24 protein-coding genes are annotated in these 21,253 nt (G+C 67.8%); 13 read left to right on the top strand and 11 right to left on the bottom strand.

The features are described 5' to 3' along the window. Nucleotides 1-198 precede the first annotated feature (198 nt). Entirely contained in the window at nucleotides 199-945 is a 747-nt protein-coding gene (locus tag CVH10_RS06585; protein WP_106488159.1) for a sulfite exporter TauE/SafE family protein, read from the top strand. A 9-nt stretch (nucleotides 946-954) separates the two neighbouring features. Here the strand turns inward: CVH10_RS06585 and CVH10_RS06590 are convergent, their stop codons facing one another. Then, a complete protein-coding gene (locus tag CVH10_RS06590) occupies nucleotides 955-3,048 on the bottom strand; it encodes a bifunctional diguanylate cyclase/phosphodiesterase (protein WP_106488160.1) in 2,094 nt (697 codons plus the stop codon). Nucleotides 3,049-3,411: 363 nt separating this feature from the next. Between CVH10_RS06590 and CVH10_RS06595 the strand changes: the two genes are divergently transcribed. Beyond that, nucleotides 3,412-5,127, top strand: a complete 1,716-nt coding sequence (locus CVH10_RS06595) for an EAL domain-containing protein (protein WP_181244362.1) — start codon at nucleotides 3,412-3,414, stop codon at nucleotides 5,125-5,127. Between the two features lie 15 nt (nucleotides 5,128-5,142). Here the strand turns inward: CVH10_RS06595 and CVH10_RS06600 are convergent, their stop codons facing one another. The 3 genes from CVH10_RS06600 to flgA all read right to left on the bottom strand — a co-directional run bounded on the left by CVH10_RS06600 (nucleotide 5,143) and on the right by flgA (nucleotide 6,652). Beyond that, on the bottom strand, nucleotides 5,143-5,592 hold the full coding sequence (locus tag CVH10_RS06600) for a flagella synthesis protein FlgN (protein WP_106488162.1): 450 nt from the start codon (nucleotides 5,590-5,592) through the stop codon (nucleotides 5,143-5,145). Beyond that, complete coding sequence (gene flgM, locus CVH10_RS06605) at nucleotides 5,589-5,879, bottom strand: flagellar biosynthesis anti-sigma factor FlgM (RefSeq protein ID WP_106488163.1); 291 nt, start codon at nucleotides 5,877-5,879, stop codon at nucleotides 5,589-5,591. Before flgM ends, CVH10_RS06600 begins: the two co-directional genes overlap by 4 nt. Before the next feature lie 92 nt (nucleotides 5,880-5,971). Beyond that, the gene (flgA, locus tag CVH10_RS06610) at nucleotides 5,972-6,652 is read right to left on the bottom strand and encodes a flagellar basal body P-ring formation chaperone FlgA (RefSeq protein ID WP_035594321.1); all 681 of its coding nucleotides are present in this window, start codon (nucleotides 6,650-6,652) and stop codon (nucleotides 5,972-5,974) included. Nucleotides 6,653-6,811: 159 nt separating this feature from the next. On the opposite strand from flgA, the gene flgB reads away from it, so the two are divergent. The 11 genes from flgB to flgL all read left to right on the top strand — a co-directional run bounded on the left by flgB (nucleotide 6,812) and on the right by flgL (nucleotide 16,821). After that, nucleotides 6,812-7,228, top strand: coding sequence for a flagellar basal body rod protein FlgB (gene flgB / locus CVH10_RS06615; RefSeq protein WP_035594319.1), 417 nt, complete (start codon nucleotides 6,812-6,814; stop codon nucleotides 7,226-7,228). Between the two features lie 11 nt (nucleotides 7,229-7,239). Beyond that, entirely contained in the window at nucleotides 7,240-7,647 is a 408-nt protein-coding gene (gene flgC / locus CVH10_RS06620; protein ID WP_035594316.1) for a flagellar basal body rod protein FlgC, read from the top strand. Nucleotides 7,648-7,651: 4 nt separating this feature from the next. Continuing rightward, the gene (flgD, locus tag CVH10_RS06625) at nucleotides 7,652-8,365 is read left to right on the top strand and encodes a flagellar hook assembly protein FlgD (RefSeq protein ID WP_035594314.1); all 714 of its coding nucleotides are present in this window, start codon (nucleotides 7,652-7,654) and stop codon (nucleotides 8,363-8,365) included. Nucleotides 8,366-8,438: 73 nt separating this feature from the next. Beyond that, a complete protein-coding gene (flgE, locus tag CVH10_RS06630) occupies nucleotides 8,439-9,710 on the top strand; it encodes a flagellar hook protein FlgE (protein WP_106488164.1) in 1,272 nt (423 codons plus the stop codon). Nucleotides 9,711-9,727: 17 nt separating this feature from the next. Beyond that, nucleotides 9,728-10,480, top strand: coding sequence for a flagellar basal body rod protein FlgF (locus tag CVH10_RS06635; RefSeq protein WP_035594310.1), 753 nt, complete (start codon nucleotides 9,728-9,730; stop codon nucleotides 10,478-10,480). Nucleotides 10,481-10,505: 25 nt separating this feature from the next. Further along, a complete protein-coding gene (gene flgG, locus CVH10_RS06640) occupies nucleotides 10,506-11,288 on the top strand; it encodes a flagellar basal-body rod protein FlgG (protein WP_035594307.1) in 783 nt (260 codons plus the stop codon). A 37-nt stretch (nucleotides 11,289-11,325) separates the two neighbouring features. Further along, entirely contained in the window at nucleotides 11,326-12,000 is a 675-nt protein-coding gene (locus CVH10_RS06645; RefSeq protein WP_181244367.1) for a flagellar basal body L-ring protein FlgH, read from the top strand. 78 nt (nucleotides 12,001-12,078) lie between these two features. Continuing rightward, nucleotides 12,079-13,146, top strand: a complete 1,068-nt coding sequence (locus tag CVH10_RS06650; RefSeq protein ID WP_106488212.1) for a flagellar basal body P-ring protein FlgI — start codon at nucleotides 12,079-12,081, stop codon at nucleotides 13,144-13,146. After that, on the top strand, nucleotides 13,146-14,162 hold the full coding sequence (gene flgJ / locus CVH10_RS06655; protein ID WP_106488166.1) for a flagellar assembly peptidoglycan hydrolase FlgJ: 1,017 nt from the start codon (nucleotides 13,146-13,148) through the stop codon (nucleotides 14,160-14,162). Before CVH10_RS06650 ends, flgJ begins: the two co-directional genes overlap by 1 nt. 106 nt (nucleotides 14,163-14,268) lie before the next feature. Further along, nucleotides 14,269-15,912 (top strand): flagellar hook-associated protein FlgK, encoded by a 1,644-nt coding sequence (flgK, locus tag CVH10_RS06660; RefSeq protein ID WP_106488167.1) that lies wholly within the window; start codon nucleotides 14,269-14,271, stop codon nucleotides 15,910-15,912. Between the two features lie 18 nt (nucleotides 15,913-15,930). After that, the gene (gene flgL, locus CVH10_RS06665) at nucleotides 15,931-16,821 is read left to right on the top strand and encodes a flagellar hook-associated protein FlgL (RefSeq protein ID WP_106488168.1); all 891 of its coding nucleotides are present in this window, start codon (nucleotides 15,931-15,933) and stop codon (nucleotides 16,819-16,821) included. Nucleotides 16,822-16,901: 80 nt separating this feature from the next. Here the strand turns inward: flgL and fliR are convergent, their stop codons facing one another. The 7 genes from fliR to fliL are packed head-to-tail and all read right to left on the bottom strand — an operon-like array spanning nucleotide 16,902 to nucleotide 21,207. Then, on the bottom strand, nucleotides 16,902-17,696 hold the full coding sequence (fliR, locus tag CVH10_RS06670; protein WP_106488169.1) for a flagellar biosynthetic protein FliR: 795 nt from the start codon (nucleotides 17,694-17,696) through the stop codon (nucleotides 16,902-16,904). A gap of 6 nt (nucleotides 17,697-17,702) precedes the next feature. Continuing rightward, nucleotides 17,703-17,972 (bottom strand): flagellar biosynthesis protein FliQ, encoded by a 270-nt coding sequence (fliQ, locus tag CVH10_RS06675; protein WP_035594301.1) that lies wholly within the window; start codon nucleotides 17,970-17,972, stop codon nucleotides 17,703-17,705. 16 nt (nucleotides 17,973-17,988) lie between these two features. Then, the gene (gene fliP, locus CVH10_RS06680; protein WP_035594300.1) at nucleotides 17,989-18,741 is read right to left on the bottom strand and encodes a flagellar type III secretion system pore protein FliP; all 753 of its coding nucleotides are present in this window, start codon (nucleotides 18,739-18,741) and stop codon (nucleotides 17,989-17,991) included. Then, nucleotides 18,738-19,166 carry a flagellar biosynthetic protein FliO gene (gene fliO, locus CVH10_RS06685; protein ID WP_035594298.1) on the bottom strand — a complete coding sequence of 143 codons (429 nt, stop codon included), beginning with the start codon at nucleotides 19,164-19,166 and terminating at the stop codon, nucleotides 18,738-18,740. Before fliO ends, fliP begins: the two co-directional genes overlap by 4 nt. Then, entirely contained in the window at nucleotides 19,163-19,672 is a 510-nt protein-coding gene (gene fliN, locus CVH10_RS06690) for a flagellar motor switch protein FliN (protein ID WP_106488170.1), read from the bottom strand. Before fliN ends, fliO begins: the two co-directional genes overlap by 4 nt. After that, nucleotides 19,665-20,708, bottom strand: a complete 1,044-nt coding sequence (gene fliM, locus CVH10_RS06695; RefSeq protein ID WP_106488171.1) for a flagellar motor switch protein FliM — start codon at nucleotides 20,706-20,708, stop codon at nucleotides 19,665-19,667. Before fliM ends, fliN begins: the two co-directional genes overlap by 8 nt. A 19-nt stretch (nucleotides 20,709-20,727) precedes the next feature. Continuing rightward, on the bottom strand, nucleotides 20,728-21,207 hold the full coding sequence (gene fliL / locus CVH10_RS06700; protein WP_106488172.1) for a flagellar basal body-associated protein FliL: 480 nt from the start codon (nucleotides 21,205-21,207) through the stop codon (nucleotides 20,728-20,730). Nucleotides 21,208-21,253 lie beyond the last annotated feature (46 nt).

Genomic DNA, 21,253 nt, shown 5'->3' on the forward strand with positions numbered 1-21,253 from the left:
TCTCAGAAGGGCCCACGGTCATCCGTGGGCCCTTTCTCGTTTGCGTCACCCGACGTCCCACCGTTTTCCACAGCGCCTCGTTATCCACACCCCCTTTGCCTGCCGCGCGAGGTGAAAGACGCCTGTTCGCCCCGGTATGCTCTCCGCCAGGCTCACTGCAACGGTAACCCGCAGACGGCGGGGCACAAGGATGCGCACATGACCCTGCCCGACTACTCCTGGCTCGCCTGGACGCTGATCGTGCTTTCCACCTATCTCACCGGCGTGTCCAAGGGCGGGTTCGCCGGCGGCTTCGGCACCCTCTCGGTGCCGCTAATGGCGCTGGCCATCGGCCCCATCGAGGCGGCGGGATTGCTGCTGCCGCTGCTGCTGGTGATGGATGCGCTGGCGGTGAAGGCCTGGTGGCGACACCGGGACATGGCCGAGGTCAGGCGGCTGCTGCCGGGACTCGCCATCGGCGTGGCGGCGGCGACCCTGGTGGCGGGGCGACTGGACGAGGATCACGTGCGCCTGCTGCTCGGCGTGATCTCGCTGCTGTTCGTCGCCTACATGATCGCCAGGCCCGCCGCGTCGCGGCCGATCCGCGCCTTCTGGGCCTGGCCGGCGGCGATCGCCACCGGCATCACCAGCTTCATCGCCCATGCCGGGGCGCCGCCGATGAACCTCTATCTGGTGCCGCGCCATCTGCCCAAGATGACCTTCATCGCCACCACCACCCTGGCGTTCGCCGCCGTCAACCTGATGAAGCTGCCGCCCTATCTGGTGCTCGGCGAGATCAATCCGACCAGCATCGGCGCCTCGCTGCTGCTGGTGCCGGTGGCCTGGGCCGGGGTTCGCAGCGGTCTGTGGCTGCAGCATCGGGTGGACGAGCGGCTCTTCTACCGGCTGGTGGTATTGGCCATGGCGCTCGTCGGCGTGCAGCTGATCGTCAAGGCGCTGGGGTAGAGCGGCGATTCAGGCCGAGGTGGCCGGCCGAGGCTCGTCGAACTGCGGGCGGTCGGCGAGGAAGGACGCGAGCGCATCGCCCGGCAAGGCCTGGCTGCACAGGAACCCCTGGTACTCGTGGCTCTGCAGCTGGCGGATGAGCGCCAGCTGCTCCTCGCTCTCGATGCCCTCGGCGACCACTCGCAGGTCGAGGCTGCGGGCCAGGGCGATCACGGCGGTCACGATCGCCATGTCCTGTGGGTTGGTGACCGCCTCGGCCAGGAAGGTGCGGTCGATCTTCAGGCGATCGATGGGGAAGCGACGCAGCTGGGCCATGTTCGAATAGCCGGTGCCGAAGTCGTCGATGGACAGCATCACGCCCAGCTCGCGCAGCGCGTTGAGGACCTCCAGGGCGTGGTCGGGATCCCGGATCAGCGTGCTCTCGGTCAGTTCGAGCTCGAGGTGGCAAGGGGGCAGGCCCGTGTCAGCCAGCACGCGCTTGACCCTGTCGACGAAGTGGCGGTCGTTGAGCTGCACGGCGGAGATATTGACCGCCATGTCGAGGGCCTGGCGGTGCTCGTCGGCCCATTTCCGGGCGTAGCGACAGGCGGTGCGCAGCACCCATTCGCCGAGCGGCTGGATCAGCCCGGTATCCTCGGCCAGCGGTATGATCTCGTCGGGCGTCACCGTGCCGAGTTCCGCGTCGTGCCAGCGCAGCAGCGCCTCCACGCCGGTGATGCGGCCCGAGTCGACATCGACCTTGGGCTGATAGGCCAGGCTCAGGTCGCCTTCCTCGATCGCTCGGCGCAGCCGGCGTTCCAGGTGGCTGCGCCGCTCGGCGTGCGAGGTCATGTCCGGCTCGAAGAACTGGAAGGTGTTGCGGCCTCTCTGCTTGGCGTCGTACATGGCCGCGTCGGCGTGGATCATCAGCGCGTGCTTGTCGCCGCCATGGTCGGGATAGAGGCTGATGCCGACGCTGGTCGAGGCCTTCACCACGCTGTGCTCGATCTGGAAGGGCTTGTCCAGGGTGCTGACCAGGCGTCGGGCCAGGGCGGCGGCCACGTCAGGCGTCACTTCGCTCTCCAGCAGCACCATGAACTCGTCGCCGCCGACCCGGGCCACGGTGTCGATGTCGCGCACCGCGGCCTGCAGTCGGCTGGCCGCCTGCTGGATCAGCGCGTCGCCGACATGGTGGCCCAGCGAGTCGTTGATCTGCTTGAAGCGGTCGAGGTCGACGAAGAACACCGCGAACATCGAAGGCGGGGCGGCGAGCAGGGCGTCCAGGCGCTCCTCGAGCAGCAGCCGGTTGGGCAGCTGGGTCAGCGCATCGCGATAGACCATGCCCTTGAGCTCCCGGTTGGCCTCGCGCAGCGAGTCGGCGAGCCGGGCGTTGCGCGATGACAGGTGAGCGTCGAACAGCGAGATCAGCAGCGCGGATACCATGATGCAGGTCGAGACCAGGGCCACGGTGACGGCGAGCTGGTGGGGCGACAGGCCGCCGCTCGCCGCCGGCATGCCGCCCTCGGGATAAAGGGCCGCCGCCATGCCGGTGTAGTGCATGCCGGAAATGCCCACGGCCATGACCAGCGCGGCCAGGCCCTTCTGCCAGAGCGGCGGTTGGCGGTCGGCGGCCGGGTTGAGGTGGAAGGCGAGCCACAGGGCCAGGCCCGCCGCCGACACGGCGATGGCCAGCGAGAGCAGGAACAGGGTCGGCCGATAGCGCAGCGCTCCCTGGATCTCCATGGCCTCCATGCCCAGGTAGTGCATCAGGCAGATGCCGAGTCCCATGACCAGGGCACCGAGACCCAGGCGTCGGCGACTCAGCCGGCCGGTATGGACGACGCCCAGGGCGAGTGCGGCGGAGAGAATCGCCGCCATCAGCGAGAGCACGGTCATGGGGACGTCGTAGCCCACCGTCGCGGCCATCTCCATGGCCAGCATGCCGATGAAGTGCATCGCCCAGATGCCGGTGCCCATGGCGAAGGCGCCACCGGCCAGCCAGGCATGGCCGAGGGCGCCGGTGCTGGCGCGGACACGGCCGGCCAGATCGAGGGCGGTCAGTGAGGCGATGGCGGCGACACCGAAGGAGAGGGCGACCAGGGTGAGGTTGTAGGAGGCGCTCATGGCATGAACCGCGGTGATGGCAGGGGAAACGAGTCTGGGGAAGCGGTCTGTCGAAGGCAAGCGGCGCGCGCTCACGGGGGAGGGCGCGACGCTGGCGTGCCGGGTGGCGCCGGTCGCTCGACACGCAGCGAGAAGGCGTCTCATTTCTTGAGATATCGCCAAGATGTCGGCTTTTCGCGGTGCTTTTCGCGACGAGCAGGTCACGAACCGTTGTTACACTGGAGACTGGAAGCGTCGAGGGCTCTCGGGCGAGCCCAGGAGTGCCGCGATACGGTGGTCTGCGCCGATGAAATGCTCAAGAACGCCCGGCCACGGCCGACATCCGATGGCGTGACGCAAATAGATACTTACGGGACGGGCGCGATGGCGGGCGACGGTGGCGGGGAAAATACACAGGGCAACGGCAAGCAGGCACGGGTGCAGTCTCTGCCCGCTCCCCTGTCGCGTCTGGTCGTCGAGCAGGCGCCGTTCGGGCTGGTGCTGGTGGATGACGCGGGCCGGGTCCGGTGGGCCAACGCCGGTTTCCGGGCGTTGCTCGAGCTCGACGAAGAAGAGCTGATGGGGCGTCCGGTCGATGGCCTGATCCGCTACTCCGGTTTCCTGCACGACCGTCATGACGAATGGGTTGCGCTGGAAGAGGGCTGGGAGCCGGCGCGCCTCGCCGCCGATCCCCAGGACGATGGCCATCTGGTGCTGGTGAGCGCGACCCCGGTGGAGCGGGAGCAGGGCGATCGGCTGCGCCTGCTGAGCGTCATCGACCCCGGGGAATCCTCCGCCGCCCTGGAGCCCGGCGCCTGGCAGAGGCTGCCCGTGCGCCTGCCGAACGTCTGGCTGTTCGAGGACCGTCTGGAGCATGCCCTGGAGCGTGCCGATCGCACCGAAGGGTGTGTCGGGCTGATCATGCTGCGGCTCGACGGCCATGCGGCGCTGCGCGAGACGCTGGGCGCTGCGGCGTTCGAGGCGCTGGCCGGTCGTGTCGAGCAGCGTCTCGCCCGCACCCTGCGCCGCGAGGACAGCCTCGTCAAGCTGCGGCCCGGCTGCTGGGGTGTGCTGATCGAGCCGCCGCTCACGCCCGGCGGGCTCCAGGCCACGGTCATGCGCTGCCTCGAGGCCATGGAGCCGCCCTTCCGTCAGGAGACGCACCCGACCCTGCTGACCCTCTCCGCCGGGGTCGCCATCTATCCCGAGGACGGGGAGCTGCCCTTGCAGCTGCTGAGCAGTGCCGAGACGGCACTGGAACGTGCCGGGCCCTCGGGGCACGCCTTCTTCGATGAAGCCCTGCGCCACCACCTGGACGCGCAGCTGGCGTTTCGTCAGCGGCTGCAGGACGCGCTGCTGAATCCGGAAGCGCATTTCCGACTGCTCTACCAGCCGCTGATCGCACTGGACAGCGGTCGCTGCCTGGGGCTGGAGGCGCTGCTGCGCTGGCATCATCCGACCCTGGGGCCGCTGTTGCCTGCCGACTTCCTGCCGGTGGTGGCCGAACTGGGCGAACAGGTGCGTCTGGATCGTTGGGTGATCGCCACGGTGATCGCCCAGCATGCCGCCTGGCAGGCCGAGGGCTCGCCGCTGGCCGAGCTCGACGTCGCGGTGAACGTCGACGACGACCTGCTCGATCAGGCGGTGTTCGATCGTCGTCCGCTGGATCTCTTCCTCAGGCAGCAGGGGCTGGAGCGTGGCTGGCTGTCCCTCGAGTTGGGGCAGCAGGGGCTGATCGAGCATGCCGCCAGCCAGACCCATCTGCTGCGGCGTCTGGAACGTCTCGGCGTCGGCCTGGTGGCCAACGATATCGGCGCCGCGCCGCTGGATCTACCGCGTCTGTCGACGCTGCCGATATCGCGGATCAAGCTGAATCCCAGGATGATCGACTCGCTGGAGCGGGGTGGCGTGCTCGAGGCCTTGCTGCGCTGCTTTCAGGCACTCGGTGTGGAGGTCGTGCTGATCGGCATCGAGACACCGGCCCAGCTGGAGGCCGCGCGTGCGCTGGGGGTATCGCTGGGGCAAGGTAACCTGCTGGGCACGCCCCAGGCGCCGGCCGACCTGGCGGGTTGGTGGGAGGCGCGCCCGACGACGGCCTGAGACGAACGGCTCGTTTCAGGCCCGGGCGTCGAGGCGGCGCGACTGGAGGCCGGTGCGGCCGTCGGCGGAGTAGGTGTCGGGGTCGGCGAGGCGGTGGATGTAGTCGAGCATCTGCTGGTTGTGGCGCATACGCAGTTCCAGCAGGCGTCCGTTGCGCTCGTTGAGCCGGGCGATGTGGCGTGCCTGGTTCAGCATGGCCTGCCAGCCGTCGAGACAGCCGGCGTCGGCGGCGGCCTGGCGGGCGCCCTCGGTGCCCTCGGCATAGCCCAGCTGGCGCTGAACCCGGGCGCGGATGACTTCGGTGTCCTCCAGGTCCTGCTGGACGGCGGTCTTTTCCTCGGCCAGGGCATTGAGGCGCCGGCCGTCGATCTCGCCGACCACCAGCAGCGCCTGCTCTTCCTCGAGTAGCTGGCCCAGGCGTGCCAGGCGCTCGGCCTGGCCGTCGAGGAGTCGCTGCAGGCTCACTGAGCGTCGCCCTCGTCGGCCAGCAGATCCTGAACGCTGGCGAGCAGACCATCGGCGATGCGTTCCGGCTTGATCTCCAGCTGGCCGTCGCGAATGGCTTCGCGCAGCTCGTTGACCCGGGCGGCGTCGATGTCACGGCTCGGGTCGGTGGCGCCCTGGCGCAGGTGCGTCGAGGTGGCAGGTTCCGGGGCGTCCTGCCCCGCCGCGGGTGTTTCCCGGGTCTGGCGCGTCGTGTCGCGTGACTCGACCTGTCCGGGGCGCAGGGGATGGTGATTGTCGACTTTCACGGTGAAAGGCCTCGTGAGCGGTGCGTTATTCGAGCTATCGGCACTCGAAGCCGACACTTTAATGCCCGGCCGGGGGTAACGGCCAGCCCGGGTCAGCCCTCCACGGCCAGGCGATTGCGACCGATGATGCGCCCCTCGAGGATGCGGCGGTCGTCCAGCCGCACTCGGATACGCTCCCCGCGACCGCCGGCACCGAGCGCCTCGGCCTGGCGGGTGACGCGAAAGCCCTGGCCGCCGGCCTCCAGGATCACGCTCGCGCCGCGCTCGACCAGCCGCGGTGCCCGCACCTGGTGGGACTGGATCGCCCGTCCCGCCGCCAGCGAACGGCGAGCCTCCTGGCCGACGATCGCCTCGATGGAGCGCAGCGCCCGGCGTGGCAGCCGCTCGAGCTCTCCCCGTCGTTCCTCCAGATCGTTCCGCGTCAGCCGGGTCCCGGCCTCGATGGCACGGGCGGTGACCGGGTAGTGGCCGATCACGCTGACCTCGGCCTGCAGGTAGCGCGTCCGGCGATCCTCGCCGGCGCAGCGCACTCCTACCGAGAGGCGCCCCAAGGGCGGCCGTGAGGTGTCGGAGAGAAACGGCGTCGGCTGGCGGCAGGTCGGGAAGTGCGCGGCGGGCGGGTAGAGCGTCACGCTGACTTCGTCGCCCAGCGGGGCGGCCTCGGCGGTCAGGAAGGCGCGCACGGCATCGAGCATCGCCGTGTCCTCCGCCGACGCCGGAAGGGCGGCCAGCAGCAACAGCGGTAGCAGGCAGCGGCGGATCAATCGGGACATGGGCACGCTCGGAGGAAGTTCCTGACGGCAGTCTAGCGCTCGCCTCGATGGGGGATGCCGTGAAATGGCCCGGCTATCGAGGGCTGTTCGATCCTTTGGGCTGACAGCACCGTGGCTATTCTCCATCGTCGACGAATTTCCTTTTCCGGAGCGTGCCGGATGATCGATCAGCTCGAAGCCTCCCTCAACTTCTCCCAGCAGGCGCTGAGCCTGCGCCATGAGCGACAGAAGGTGCTGGCCAGCAACATCGCCAACGCCGATACCCCGGGTTACAAGGCCCGCGACATGGACTTCGGTGCCGAACTGGCCAGGGCGACACGCCAGGGCGGTGCCGGTGCGGGCGGCGGATTGTCGCTCGCGCGCACCGACGGCGGCCATCTGGCCGGCCAGGGCATGCCGTCGCCGCGCGGGGAGCTGCTCTATCGGGTGCCGGACCAGCCGAGCCTCGACGGCAACACCGTCGACATGGACCGCGAACGCACCGCCTTCGCGGACAACTCGGTGCGCTATCAGGCCTCCCTGACGCTCCTCAACAGTCGTATCCAGGGCCTCAAGAAGGCCATGCAACCCGAATAAGGAGCGGTGGCATGTCGATGTTTTCCGTGTTCGATATCTCCGGCTCGGCGATGAGCGCCCAGTCGCAGCGCATGAACGTCACCGCCAGCAACCTGGCGAACGCCGACAGCGTGGCCGGCCCCGACGGCGAGGCTTACCGCGCCAAGCAGGTGATGTTCGAGAGCCAGGCCGCCTCACGCCGTGGCGTGGGCGGCGTCGGGGTGCGCGAGGTGGTCGAGGATCCGGCGCCGCTGCGCCAGGAGTATCGCCCCGAGCACCCGCTGGCCGACGAGCAGGGCTACGTGAGCCTGCCCAACGTCGATCCCGTGGCGGAGATGGCCAACATGATCTCCGCCTCCCGTTCCTATCAGGCCAACGTCGAGGTCATGAACACCAACAAGCAGTTGATGCTCAAGACCCTGACCCTGGGCGAGGGCTGATCCCATGGCATCCACCATCGATTCCGGCGTGCTCAACGGCCTCAATGGCGGCGCCTCCGGGGCGAACCGGGCCGGCGGCGGCTCGGGGCTGACGTCTGCCCAGTCCGACGAGCTGCGCAACAACTTCATGACCATGCTGGTGACCCAGCTACAGAACCAGGATCCGATGGATCCGATGAAGAACGAGGAGATGACCTCCCAGCTGGCGCAGATCAACACCGTCAGCGGCATCGAGAAGCTCAACGACTCGCTGTCCGAGATCACCAGCCAGATCGACGCCGGGCGCACGCTGCAGGCCACGGCGTTGATCGGGCAGGGCGTGATGGTGCCCGGCAACCGGGTGCTGCTCGACCAGAACGATGCGGGTGACGTGACCACCACGCCCATGGGCGTCGAGCTGGCCGCCCCGGCCGACCGGGTCAAGGTGACCGTCACCAACGGCGCCGGTCAGGTGGTCAATGCCTATGACCTGGGGGCCATGGACGCCGGCGTGCAGTCCTTCAGCTGGGACGGCAAGACCAGCGACGGCCAGGTCGCCGCCGATGGTGCCTACCAGTTCCGCGTCGAAGCCAGCCAGGGCGACAGCCCGGTGTCGGTCGAGTCGCTCAACTACGCCATGGTCAACAGCGTCACGCCGTCCCCGGACGGTGACGTCCGGCTCGACCTCGGCGCCGTCTACGGCCAGGTGGGGCTTGGGGACATCAAGCAGATTCTGTGATGCGTCGGGGCCGGTTCGAGGGGCGGGTCGGCTCAGCACCTTTCATGATTCGATAACGCAGGGATAACACGACATGGGCTTCTCACAAGCGCTCAGCGGCCTGAACGCCGCCTCCTCCAGCCTCGACGTGCTGGGCAACAACATCGCCAACTCCCAGACCGTGGGCTACAAGAGCTCCGGCGCCCAGTTCGCCGATATCTATGCCGGCTCCACCGGCCTGGGTACCCAGGTCTCGGCCGTGCTGCAGGACTTCAGCGACGGCAATATCGAGAATACCGGCCGCAACCTGGATCTGGCGATCAGCGGCGACGGCTTCTATCGCTTCCAGCAGGAAGGCGAAGTGGTGTACTCGCGCAACGGTCAGCTGTCCATGACCGCCGACGGCTACCTGGAAAATGCCCAGGGCGCACGGATCATGGGCTACGGGCTCAATGCCGCGAATGAGGTCCAGGCCGGCGGCCAGCCACAGGTGCTGCAGGTACCTGCCGACGACATGCCGGCCAGTGCGACGGCCAATGTCGCGACCTCCTTCAACCTGGATGCGCGAGAGGTGGCCGGTGAAGGGCTCAGCCAGGCCACGGTCTCGACCGACATGACGGACCCGGCGGGCACCGAGCAGACCCTCGACTACCACTTCTCGAACAACTTTTCGGTCTACGACTCGCTGGGCAATGCACGCAACGTCACCGTGTACTACGAGAAGGACCCCGCGACGGCCAATACCTGGAACGCCAAGGTGGCGATGGAAGGGCATTACAATGCCGCCAATGACTTCACGGTGACCTTCGACACCAACGGTCAGCTGGCGACCATCGATGGCAATCCGGCGACCCTGGACAACATGCCGACCATCGACGTGGCCAACGATGACACCACACCGCTCGGTGCCGGTCCTGGCGCGATGGCGTTCGGGCTCAACATCGCCGGCTCCACCCAGTTCGGCAATACCTCCGCGACCAACTCCCTGACCCAGGATGGCTACACCTCCGGGGCCCTGGTGGGCATCTCCATCCAGGACGACGGCACCGTGATGCGCAACTACGCCAACGAGCAGTCGATACCGGCCGGCCAGATCGCCCTGGCCAACTTCCGCAACCCGGAAGGGCTCGAGGCGGTCGGCGACAACGCCTGGCGCTCCACCGCGGCGTCGGGCCAGGAGCTGGTGGGCGAGGCCGGTACCGGCGTGCTAGGCACCATCACCTCGGGAGCGATCGAGACCTCCAACGTGGACCTGGCCAGCGAGCTGGTCGACATGATCGTCACCCAGCGGGCCTACCAGGCCAATTCCCAGACCATCTCCACCCAGGACGAGGTCCTGCAGGCCGCCATCAACCTGAGCCGCTAAGCCCGGGAGGCTGAGTCATGGATCGCATCCTCTATACCGCCATGAGCGGCGCGCGCCAGAGCATGGAGCAGCAGGCGGTGGTCAGCCACAACCTGGCCAATGCCTCGACCACCGGCTTTCGCGCCCAGCTGCATGCGATGCGCGCGGTGCCGGTGGAGGGCGACGGGCGCCTGGACACCCGCGCCTCGGTGGCGGCATCCACGCCGGGCGCCGATACCTCGCCCGGCCCGATGACCCGCACCGGCCGCACCCTGGACGTGGCGATGAAGGGCGATGCCTGGCTCGCCGTCCAGGCCCCCGACGGCAGCGAGGCCTACACCCGCCGCGGCGACCTCCAGGTCGATGGCGACGGTCTGCTGCGCAGCGCCGGCCACCCGGTGATCGGCGAGGGCGGCCCCGTCCAGGTGCCCCTGGGCGCGCAGGTCTCGCTGGGCGCCGACGGCACGATCAGTGCCATCGCCCCCGGCCAGGGGCCCGACGCCCTGGTGCCGGTGGGTCGCCTCAAGCTGGCCACGCCGGGGCCCGATGGGTTGGAGCGCGGCGTCGATGGCCTCTTCCGCGCCCCCGGCCAGGACGGCCAGCCCGGCCTGCTGCCGGCCGATGACGATGCCAAGCTGATCAGCGGTGCGCTCGAGGGCAGCAACGTCAATCCGGTGGAGACCATGGTGTCGATGATCGACGTGGCGCGCCGTTACGAGATGCAGACCAAGGTCATGAGCACCGCCGACGAGAACGATCAGCGGGCCAACAGCCTGCTCTCGCTGAGCTGAGCCGAACGAACATGAGGGAATCAGAATGATCAAGTCACTATGGACGGCCAAGACCGGCCTGGAGGCCCAGCAGACCAAGCTGGACGTCATCTCCAACAACCTGGCCAACGTCAACACCAACGGCTTCAAGCAGTCCCGGGCGGTGTTCGAGGATCTGCTGTATCAGAACCTGCGCCAGCCCGGTGCCCAGACCAACGCCCAGGATCGGCTGCCGTCGGGCATGCAGGTCGGTACCGGCGTGCGTCCGGTGGCCACCGAGCGCCTGCACACCCAGGGCGGGCTCGAGCAGACCGGCAACAGCCGTGACCTGGCCATCGAGGGCCGGGGCTTCTTCCAGGTGATGATGCCGGACGGCACCACCGCCTACACCCGTGACGGCAGCTTCCAGCTGGACCAGAACGGCCAGATGGTGACCGCCAACGGCTACCCGCTGGAGCCGGGCATCGTCATCCCGCCGAACGCCCTGTCGGTGAACATCGGCGAGGATGGCATCGTGTCGGTCAAGGTGCCGGGCGACAGCGAGCTCCAGGAAGTCGGCCAGGTCACCCTCTCCACCTTCGTCAATCCCACCGGGCTGGAGAGCCTCGGCGGCAATCTGTATGCCGAGACCACCGCCTCCGGGCCGCGCACCGAGGATATTCCCGGCATGAACGGCACCGGCAGCATCATGCAGAACTACGTCGAGACCTCCAACGTCAGCGTGGTCAAGGAAATGGTCAGCATGATCCAGACCCAGCGTGCCTACGAGATCAACAGCAAGGCCGTGCAGACCAGCGACGAGATGCTCTCGCGCCTGGCCCAGCTGTGAGGCGAGTGATGGACCGGAGGGCGAGGGCATGAGCGGGATGATTGCGGGTGGTGCATGGCGCTGGCTGCTGGTCGTGGCACTGGCGGTGCTGGGGGGCTGTGCGCAGATTCCCCACGCCTCGGTGGTCGGCGAGCAGGAGCGGATCGAGATTCCGGAGCGGCCGATGGCGCGCGCCAACGGGGCCATCTACCAGCCGCGCAGCGGTTATCAGCCGCTGTTCGAGGATCGTCGTCCGCGGATGATCGGCGACATCCTGACCATCGTGCTGGACGAACAGGTCAGCGCCAGCAAGAACGCCCGCTCGAACGCCGACCGCAACGGCTCGTCCAGCCTCGAGCTGGCCCAGCTGCCGGATGCCCTCGATACCCTGGCGGAGTACGGCTTCGATGTCTCCGGGGAGAGCGACTTCCAGGGCGGCGGTGGCTCCCAGGCCAACAACTCCTTCACCGGCACCATCACCGTGACCGTGATCGACGTGCTGGGCAACGGCAACCTGCGGGTGCGCGGCGAGAAGCAGATCGCCATCAACCAGGGCACCGAGTTCATCCGCTTCGGCGGCGTGGTCAATCCCCGCGACATCACCGGCGAGAACACCGTGCCCTCGACCTCGGTGGCCGACGCCCGCATCGAGTACGTCGGCGACGGCTACATCAACGAGGCGCAGCACATGGGCTGGCTGCAGCGCTTCTTCCTCAACGTCTCGCCCTTCTAGGAGAGTGGCATGATGACCGGCACTCGACGCGCGCTGGGCGCACTTCCGCGGCTGGCCTCCGGGCTGGCCTTCGTGGCGATGATCCTGTTGGCGCTGCCGGCCCAGGCCGAGCGACTGCGGGAGCTGGCCAGCTTCGCCGGCGTACGCGACAACGCCCTGGTCGGCTATGGCCTGGTGGTCGGCCTCGACGGCACCGGCGACCGCACCACCCAGGCGCCCTTCACCGGCCAGAGCCTGACCAACATGCTCTCCCAGCTCGGCATCACCGTGCCGGCGGGCACCAACATGCAGCTGCGCAACGTGGCGGCGGTGATGGTCACGGCCGAGATGCCGGCCTTCGCCCGCCCCGGGCAGAACCTCGACGTGGTGGTGTCCTCGGTGGGCAACGCCGACAGCCTGCGCGGCGGCACCCTGCTGATGACCCCGCTGAAGGGCGCCGACGGCAGCGTCTACGCCCTGGCCCAGGGCAACCTGCTGGTCGGTGGTGCGGGGGCGGCGGCCGGCGGTTCCAGCGTGCAGGTCAACCAGCAGGGCGGGGGGCGCATCGCCAACGGCGCCACCGTGGAGCGCGAGGTGCCCCTCGACCTAGGCGCCAACGGCGGACTGCTCGAGCTGCAGCTCCAGACCGACGACTTCGGCACCGCCCAGCGGGCGGTCAGCGCCATCAACCAGGAGTTCGGTCGTGTCGTGGCCTCGGCCCGCAACGCCCGGGTGATCGCCCTGGACGGCCCGCTCGATCCCAACGCGCGGGTCAATTTCATGGCCCGGGTCGAGAACGTCCAGGTCACGCCCACCGAGGAACCGGCCCGGGTGGTACTCAACTCGCGGACCGGGTCGGTGGTGCTCAACGGCCAGGTGACCCTGCGCCGGGCAGCGGTGGCCCAGGGCAACCTGTCGATCGTCATCGACAGCGACGTGGACGTCAGCCAGCCGAACCCGTTCGGCAACGGCCAGACCGTGGTGACCCAGGATGCCGAGATCAGCATCCAGCAGCAGCCCGGCACCCTCAAGGTCGTCGAGGGCGCGGACCTGATGGAGGTGGTCGACGCGCTCAACTCCCTGGGTGCCACGCCCAACGACCTGATGTCGATCCTCGAGGCCCTCAAGGAAGCGGGCTCGCTGCGCGCCGAACTGGAGATCATCTGATGAGCCTGGATGCTCCCGACACCGCCCGCGGCCAGTTCGCCCTGGACATCCAGGGCCTGGAGCGCCTCAAGCACAATGATTCCGGCGAGGGCCTGAAGGGCGCCGCCCAGCAGTTTGAGGCCCTGTTCGTGCAGATGATGGTCAAGAGCATGCGCGAGGCGGTGCCGACCTCGGGGCTGCTCCAGAGCCAGGCCGGCGACATGTATCAGGAGATGCTCGACAAGCAGTGGTCCCAGACCGTGGCCGAGCGTGGCCTGGGGCTGGCCGACCAGCTGGTGGCCCAGCTCGAGGGCTCGGTCGGTGGGGGCGATGCCTCGGCCTCGGGTCACCGCGACATCGAGGCGCTGATCGCCGGGATTCCCCGCGGCACGCCGCGCCCGCTGACCGATGCGCTGATGGCCGAGCCGGACGCTGGCACGCGGGCCGAGGGTGACGCGTCATCGGCGCCGACCTCCTTCCTCGAGGCGCTCCAGACCGGCATGGATGAGCCGGCGTCCGCCGTGGCGGATCCGGCCGCGATGGCGGACCGGCCCGAGCACGTTCAGGCCTTCCTGGCCAGGCTCGCCGGCCCGGCCCGTGAGGCCAGCCGCGAGAGCGGCGTGCCGGCCGAGCTGATCCTCGCCCAGGCGGCGCTGGAGACCGGCTGGGGGCGGCGCGAGATTCCTACCGCCGACGGCGGCAACAGCCATAACCTGTTCGGCATCAAGGCCGGCAGCCGCTGGCAGGGCGAGACCACCGAGATCCTGACCCATGAGGTGATCGACGGCCGTCGCCAGGCGGTGCGCGATCGCTTCCGCGTCTATGACTCCTTCCAGGCAGCGTTCACCGACTACGCCCGTCTGATCGGCGACAATCCTCGCTATGCCGGCGTCAGTTCGGCCGCGACGCCCGACCAGGCGGCCCGGGCCCTGCAGCGCGGCGGTTATGCCACCGACCCGGCCTATGCCGACAAGCTGATCGCGGTCATGGACACCCTGGGGCCGCTGCCCGAGGGCCAGCGACTGGCGTCACGCTGATCGGCATTTTTCCGGGGGGTTTCAGTCCCCGGCTCAAGGACATTCGGCCTCAAGTCCGGCCCGCTGCGGCCGATAGCCAGAGAATCGGCACAAGGGAACATCTGTCATGAGCATCTTCTCCACCGGCCTCAGCGGCCTCAACGCCGCCCAGAACGCCCTGGCGTCCACCAGCAACAACATCAGCAACGTCTACACGCCCGGCTACAACCGCGAAGTGACCGTGCTGGGGGAAAGCAGTACGGGCACGGGCGGGGTGCAGGTCAACGATATCCAGCGCCAGTTCAACCGCTATGTCGCCGACCAGCTGAACGACGCCACCAGCAAGACCAGCGCGCTGGAGACCTACGGCACCCAGGTGGAGCAGATCGACAACCTGCTGGCCGACGAGGCCGCCGGGCTCTCGCCGCTGATGCAGGACTTCTTCTCCTCGATGGAGGACCTGGCCAGCGCGCCTTCCGACCCGGCCGCCCGCCAGGGCGTGCTCGGCTCGGCGGATACCCTGAGCGCCCAGTTCCGTTCCTTCGACGGCTACCTCCAGGACATGCAGAACGGCATCAACGGCCAGATCGAGGACGAGGTCACCCAGATCAACAACACCACCGAGCAGCTGGGCTCGATCAACCGCGAGATCGCTCTGGCACGTGCCAAGCAGGGCGAGGCGCCCAATGCGCTGCTCAACCAGCGCGACCAGTTGGTCCACGAGCTCAGCGAGCGCATGGACCTGCGGCTCAACATCCAGGACGGCAAGTCCTACAACGTCAGCCTGCCCAATGGCCAGCCGTTGGTGATGGGCGATCGCAGCTTCAAGCTGGAAGCCATGGCCTCGCCGGAAGATCCTCAGCGCACCGTGGTCGGCTATCCGGACTCCAGCGGCAACGTCCGAGCCCTGGACGAGGACGCCATCAGCGGCGGGACTCTGGGCGGGCTGATGGACTTCCGCGCCGAGACCCTGGACAAGACCCAGAACCAGATCGGCCAGATGGCGGTCTCGCTGGCGGTGGCGGTCAACCGACAGCATGCCGAAGGCATCGACCTGAACGGCGACGCGGGCGGCGAGTTCTTCAGTATCGGTGAGCCGCGGGCCTTCTCGGCCGAGCGCAACACGGGCATCGCCGAGATCGCCGGGGCGGCCTTCGATGCCGACAGCATCGATCAGCTCAAGGCCACCGACTATACGGTGCGGGTCACCGACGCCGCGGCGCCGGCCTTCGAGGTGGTGCGCGAGGACACCGGGGCCGTACTGGAGGCCGCCGACGTCGACTATGCCGGCGGCGAGCTGAGCTTTGGCGGCCTGACCCTGAGCTTCGACGATCCTGCCGGCCTGGCCGACAACGATCGCTTCGTGGTCCAGCCGGTTCGTCGTGCCGCGGGTGGCCTGGAGAGCGCCATCGGCGATACCGACAGGATCGCCGCGGCCGGTCCGGGGGGCGGCTCTGGGAACAACGAGAACGCCCTGGCCCTGCAGGATCTTCAGCAGAAGAGCGTGGTGGGCGGTTCGGCCTCGCTGAGCGAGGCCTATGCCTCCCTGGTCAGCGACGTCGGCAACCGAACCAATATCGTCCAGGTCAATCTGGAGGCCCAGCAGGGGCTCAGCCAGCAGCTGGAGGCCGTCCAGCAGTCCGAGTCCGGAGTCAACCTGGATGAAGAGGCGGCCAACCTGATCCGTTACCAGCAGTACTACCAGGCCAACGCCAAGGTCATCGATACCGCCACCTCGGTGCTCGACACCGTGCTCGGTCTGCGCGGTTGATAGGGAGAGTCTCACGAGATGCGCATCAGTACCCTCACCATCTTCAATCAGAGCGTCGGCTCGCTCAATCAGCAGCAGGCCAAGTTCAACGACGTCAGCCAGCAGATCGCCAGCGGTCGCCGGGTGACGAGCCCGTCCGACGATCCCCAGGCGGCCGCTCGGGCCGTGGGCGTCAGTCAGTCGCTGGCCATTACCGAGCAGTACACCGATTCGCGAGTCAGTGCACGAACGGCCCTCGAACAGTCGGAGAGCGTGCTCAACAGCGTCAGCGATTCGATCACCAGCGCCAAGACGCTGCTGATCCAGGGCGCCAACGACACCCTCAGCGAGGCGGACCGGCAGTCCGTGGCCTATGAGTTGAGAGGGGTCTACAACACCCTGCTCGGCCAGGCCAACGCCGCCGACGGCAACGGCAACTATCTGTTCGGTGGCTACAAGGACGACGAGGCGCCCTTCGTTCAGGGCGGTGGCACGGTCACTTATGAAGGAGACGACAAGGTGCGCGAGCAGCGCATCGATGCTTCTCGCCTGATGCCGGTGGGTACCAGCGGTGGCGACATCTTCGGCGCCGACGGCGACGATGCCGCACTCTTCACCACGTTGGAGTCGGCCATTGGCAAGCTGGAGTCCGGAAGCGGCGATCTGGGCGCCGAGATGGACAGCCTGGACGACCATCTGGATACCGTTTTGACGGTGCGGGCCTCCATGGGGGCGCGTCTCAACGAGCTGGACGTGGTGGATGGCGTCAGCAGCAACCGCAGCCTGAACTACGAGCAGACCCGGTCCGATCTGGTCGATCTCGACTACGTCGAGGCGATCTCCGAATACAGCCTGCGTCAGGTCGGCCTGCAGGCGTCCCAGCAGACCTTCGCCAACATGAAGGGTATGTCGCTCTTCCAGTATCTCTGATCCGTTTTGCCTGCCGGCCAAGGCCCCTTGTCCCGCCCTGTTGTCTCCCGACAGGGCGGTTCTTGTGCTTGATGCCGCGCTCAGTTAGCCAGCGGTGACAGGACGTCGAGGAATTCCCCGAGGAAGGTGAGGCCCTGACGGAAAAGGCGTTCGAGGAAGCGGTCCAGGTCGGTCATCAGCACCATCAGCAGCACCACGCCCATGGTCAGCGAGGCCGGGAAGCCGATGCTGAACACGGTGAGCTGGGGCGCCGAGCGGTTGAGGATGCCAAGCCCCAGGCTGACGATCATCAGCGATGCGATCAGGGGCATGGCCAGCAGCATGCCGGAGGAGAAGATGGTGCCGCCATAGCGGACCAGCATCTCGAAGGCGGCAGGGTCGTAGCGCCCCAGGCCGATAGGCAGTGTCTCGAAGCTCGAGGCCAGCAGCTCGAGCACCATCAGGTGGCCGTTGAAGGCCAGGAACATCAGCAGCGTGATCATGTAGAGAAAGCGCGACAGCACCATCATGTTGGTGCCGCTGGCCGGGTCGAAGAAGGTGGCGAAGGCCAGCCCCATCTTCAGGCCGATGAATTCGCCGGTGGCCTGCACCACCACCAGGGTGACGCGCATCACCAGGCCCATGGCGGCGCCGACCAGCAGCTGCTCGATGACGATGCCGAGCCCCGCCCAGGAGAACAGCGGCACGCTCGGCATCGCCGGCAGCACCGGCGCCATCACCACGGTCAGCGAGGCGGCCAGGGCGATCTTGGCCTGGCGCGGCATGCTGGAATGCCCCCAGATCGGTGAGGTCAGCATCAGCCCGCTGATGCGGCAGAAGGGCCACAGGAAGGCGACCAGCCAGCCGTGCAGCTGGTCGAACGTGATCTCGACCATGACGGCCTACATCACCATGCTGGGGATGTTGCCGAACAGCTCGCGGGTGAAGGTGGTGATCAGGCCCAGCAGCCAGGGGCCGGCGAGGACCAGCACGGCGAACACCGCCAGGATCTTGGGGATGAACGACAGGGTCATCTCGTTGATCTGGGTGGCGGCCTGGAACAGGCTGACCAGCAGGCCGGTGAACAGCGCGGTGAGCAGCAGCGGGCCCGCCAGCAGCAGGGTCACGCGCATGCCCTGGTAGGCGATGGTCATTACCGTCTCGGGGGTCATGGCAGTCTCCTCGGGCTCACACGTAGAAGCTTTCCGCCAGCGAGCCGATGATCAGCTGCCAGCCGTCGACCAGCACGAACAGCATCAGCTTGAAGGGCAGCGAGATGGTGACCGGCGGTACCATCATCATCCCGAGGCCCATCAGCGTGCTGGCCACCACCAGGTCGATGATCAGGAAGGGGATGAAGATGGTGAAGCCGATCTGGAAGGCCGTCTTCAGCTCGCTGGTCACGAAGGACGGCACCAGTACGCGCAGCGGCACGTCCTCCGGGCCCTGCATCTGCCCGACGTCTGCCAGGCGCGCGAACAGCGCCAGGTCCGGCTCGCGGGTCTGGGCCATCATGAACTCGCGGAACGGGCCCTGGGCCTGGGTCAGGAATTCGGGAAAGGCGATGCTGCCGTTGGACAGTGGCACCCAGGCCTGGTCGTACACCTCGCCGAACACCGGGGCCATGATGAAGAAGGTCAGGAACAGCGCCAGGCCCAGCAGGATCTGATTGGGCGGCGTGGCCTGGGTCCCCATGGCGGTGCGCAGCAGGCCCAGCACGATGATGATGCGGGTGAAGCTGGTCATCATCAGCACCGCCGCCGGCAGGAAGGCCAGCGAGCTGAGCAACAGCAGCGTCTGCAGCGACAGCGACCAGCGCTGGCCGCCGTCCTCCATCGGCTGGCTGATCAGCCCGGGGATCTGCTGGGCCAGGGCCAGACCCGGCACCAGCAGCAGGGCCAGCAGCCACCAGCGGGCGTGACGCGTGGCGAAGCGGTTCATGGGCGATCCCGGTCGTGTCGGCCCAGCCCGGCGTTGTGACGCAGGGCCTTGGCGAAGCGGGCGGCAAAGCCGTCGTCCTCGGAGAAGGCGGGAGAGGCGGGGGCTGTCGCCGGCGACTCGGGGGCCGGCAGCTCGTGGAGCTTGTTCACCTGGCCTCCGCCGACGCCCAGCACCAGCCAGGTGCCCTCGACCTCGACGATCACCACCCGCTCGCGCTGGCCGATGCTGGTGCTGCCCACCAGGCGCGGACGCTGGCCCTGGCCGCGCCCGCCACCGTTGAGCCGTCTGAGCAGCAGGCTGCAGGCGACGATGATCGCCAGCACCAGCGCCAGCGCGGCGGCCGTCTTGCCCAGGGTGGCCATGCCGATCAGCGCCTCGCCGCCGCCCAGGCCATCGGCGACGGCACCTGATGCGCTCTCGCTCATCGATTCAGCTTCTGGACGCGCTCGGAGGGCGTGATGATCTCGGTGATGCGGATGCCGTACTTGTCATCCACCACCACCACCTCGCCCTGGGCGATCAGGTAGCCGTTGATCAGGATGTCCATCGGTTCGCCGGCCAGCCCCTCGAGCTCGATCACGGAACCCTGGGCGAGCTCCAGCAGCTGCTTGATGGTCAGCTTGGTGCGACCCAGCTCCACGGTCAGCTTGACCGGGATGTCCATGATCATCTCGAGATCGCGGGGCACCGCCTTGTCCTGGCCTCCCTCCAGCGGCTGGAAGACGCTGTCGCTGGCCGGCTGCGCTGCGGCGCCGCTGTCCGCGGCGGGGGCATCGTCACCCTCGGCTTCCTCGGCGGCGGCCTGCTCGGCCATGGCGGCGGCCCAGGGATCCTCCTCCTCGCTCGGCGTGGCATCGCCCTCCTGTTCGGACATGGCGGCCGCCCATTCGTCGTCGAGGTTCTGATCGTCGGGCTTGTTGGGATCAGTCATGCTTGGCTTCCTTGGATGTCGGCTGAGCCCCCTTGACGAAGGCGCTGGACGGCGCGTGGCCCGCCGCGTGATCGAACAGTCGACGCACCCGCAGGGCACGTTGCTCGTGCTGGCTGCCGTATTCGCATTCCATCACCGGCACGCCGTCCACGCTGGCGGTCACGGTCTCGGGCAGTTCCAGCGGCAGCACGTCGCCGGCCTTGAGGGCCAGCACCTGGGAGATGCGGGAGGGGATGTCGGCGAAGTTGGCCACCAGCTCGATCTCGGACTGGCGCAGCTCGCCGGCCATGCGCTTCGACCAGCTGCCGTCCTGATCCTGATGGCCCTCGTTGACCGGGTTGGTCAGCAGGTCGCGCAGCGGTTCGATCATCGAGTAGGGCATGCAGATCTGGAAGCTGCTGGCCAGGTTGCCCACCTCGAGATTGAAGCTGGTGTTGACCACGATCTCGTTGGGCGAATTGGTGATGTTGGCGAACTTCGACTGCATCTCGCTGCGCAGGAAGCTGATGTCCAGCGGATAGACCGACTTCCAGGAGTCGCCGTAGGCCTCGATGGCCAGCTGCAGCATGCGCTGGATGATGCGCTGTTCGGTGTTGGTGAACTCGCGCCCCTCGGACTTGGTGAGGAAACGGCCATCGCCGCCGAACAGGTTGTCCACCACCATGAACACCAGGTTCGGCGGAAACACGATCAGCGCCGAGCCCTTGAGCGGCTTCATGGCGATCATGTTGATGTTGGTGGGCACCGGCACGTTGCGCGAGAAGTCGCTGTAGCTCTGGTACTTCACCGAATCCACGGTGATGTCGGCGCTGCGCCGGATCAGGTTGAACAGGCCCATGCGGAAGTAGCGGGCGAAGCGCTCGTTGATCATGTCCAGAGCATGCAGGCGTTCGCGGATGATGCGGTGCTGGTTGGCCGGATCGAAGGGGCGGACCTGCGGCTGGCCGTCCTGGCCCTCCGCGGGCTCGTCGTCCCCGCTGACGCCCTTGAGCAGGGCGTCGATTTCGTCCTGGGAGAGCAGATCTTCTTGAGACATGGTCGCTACGGGCCCGGCGTCATTGCACGATGAATTCGGTGAACAGCACGTTCTCGATGGCCAGTTCCGGCTGCGGCTCCACCATCGGTGCCTCGAGGGCGGCCTTCACCTGCTCGGCGAGGCGCCGCTTGTCTTCCTGCGAGGCGAGGTCGGCGGCCTGCTTGCCGGAGAGCAGCATCAGCAGGCGGCTGCGCACCTCGGGCATGTGTTCGGTCAGCAGCGCCTGGCTCTGCTCGTCGGCAACCTTGAGCGAGATGCCGGCGTAGAGCAGCCGTGACCCGTAGTCGTCGTCGGCCAGGTTGACGGTGAAGGGTTCGATCTCCACGAAGATCGGGGCCTTGTGCTCGATGGTCTCGGGCTCCTGAGCCATGGCCTTGCCGTCGTCCCCGTCGCCGCTCATGACCATGAACAGGGCCGTGGCCGCCGCCGAGGAGGCGATCACCACCAGCACCACCAGTAGCCACAGCAGTTTCCGGGAACCTCCGCTGGATGTCGCCATTACCGTTCCTATGCTGAATATTCTGCCGATAGCGGGGAATTATGCC

The sequence above is a fragment of the Halomonas sp. ND22Bw genome (assembly GCF_003011945.1).
Taxonomy (GTDB): domain Bacteria; phylum Pseudomonadota; class Gammaproteobacteria; order Pseudomonadales; family Halomonadaceae; genus Halomonas; species Halomonas halophila.

Coding starts and splice junctions, on each gene's coding strand:
- CVH10_RS06650 (WP_106488212.1), top strand. CDS start 12,079: ATGATCCTGTTGGCGCTGCCGGCCCAGGCCGAGCGACTGCGGGAGCTG.
- fliL (WP_106488172.1), bottom strand. CDS start 21,207: ATGGCGACATCCAGCGGAGGTTCCCGGAAACTGCTGTGGCTACTGGTG.
- CVH10_RS06645 (WP_181244367.1), top strand. CDS start 11,326: ATGATTGCGGGTGGTGCATGGCGCTGGCTGCTGGTCGTGGCACTGGCG.
- fliR (WP_106488169.1), bottom strand. CDS start 17,696: ATGGTCGAGATCACGTTCGACCAGCTGCACGGCTGGCTGGTCGCCTTC.
- fliO (WP_035594298.1), bottom strand. CDS start 19,166: ATGAGCGAGAGCGCATCAGGTGCCGTCGCCGATGGCCTGGGCGGCGGC.
- flgL (WP_106488168.1), top strand. CDS start 15,931: ATGCGCATCAGTACCCTCACCATCTTCAATCAGAGCGTCGGCTCGCTC.
- CVH10_RS06635 (WP_035594310.1), top strand. CDS start 9,728: ATGGATCGCATCCTCTATACCGCCATGAGCGGCGCGCGCCAGAGCATG.
- flgA (WP_035594321.1), bottom strand. CDS start 6,652: ATGTCCCGATTGATCCGCCGCTGCCTGCTACCGCTGTTGCTGCTGGCC.
- CVH10_RS06590 (WP_106488160.1), bottom strand. CDS start 3,048: ATGAGCGCCTCCTACAACCTCACCCTGGTCGCCCTCTCCTTCGGTGTC.
- flgC (WP_035594316.1), top strand. CDS start 7,240: ATGTCGATGTTTTCCGTGTTCGATATCTCCGGCTCGGCGATGAGCGCC.
- CVH10_RS06585 (WP_106488159.1), top strand. CDS start 199: ATGACCCTGCCCGACTACTCCTGGCTCGCCTGGACGCTGATCGTGCTT.
- flgB (WP_035594319.1), top strand. CDS start 6,812: ATGATCGATCAGCTCGAAGCCTCCCTCAACTTCTCCCAGCAGGCGCTG.
- CVH10_RS06595 (WP_181244362.1), top strand. CDS start 3,412: ATGGCGGGCGACGGTGGCGGGGAAAATACACAGGGCAACGGCAAGCAG.
- flgE (WP_106488164.1), top strand. CDS start 8,439: ATGGGCTTCTCACAAGCGCTCAGCGGCCTGAACGCCGCCTCCTCCAGC.
- fliN (WP_106488170.1), bottom strand. CDS start 19,672: ATGACTGATCCCAACAAGCCCGACGATCAGAACCTCGACGACGAATGG.
- flgG (WP_035594307.1), top strand. CDS start 10,506: ATGATCAAGTCACTATGGACGGCCAAGACCGGCCTGGAGGCCCAGCAG.
- flgD (WP_035594314.1), top strand. CDS start 7,652: ATGGCATCCACCATCGATTCCGGCGTGCTCAACGGCCTCAATGGCGGC.
- fliP (WP_035594300.1), bottom strand. CDS start 18,741: ATGAACCGCTTCGCCACGCGTCACGCCCGCTGGTGGCTGCTGGCCCTG.
- flgK (WP_106488167.1), top strand. CDS start 14,269: ATGAGCATCTTCTCCACCGGCCTCAGCGGCCTCAACGCCGCCCAGAAC.
- fliM (WP_106488171.1), bottom strand. CDS start 20,708: ATGTCTCAAGAAGATCTGCTCTCCCAGGACGAAATCGACGCCCTGCTC.
- flgJ (WP_106488166.1), top strand. CDS start 13,146: ATGAGCCTGGATGCTCCCGACACCGCCCGCGGCCAGTTCGCCCTGGAC.
- fliQ (WP_035594301.1), bottom strand. CDS start 17,972: ATGACCCCCGAGACGGTAATGACCATCGCCTACCAGGGCATGCGCGTG.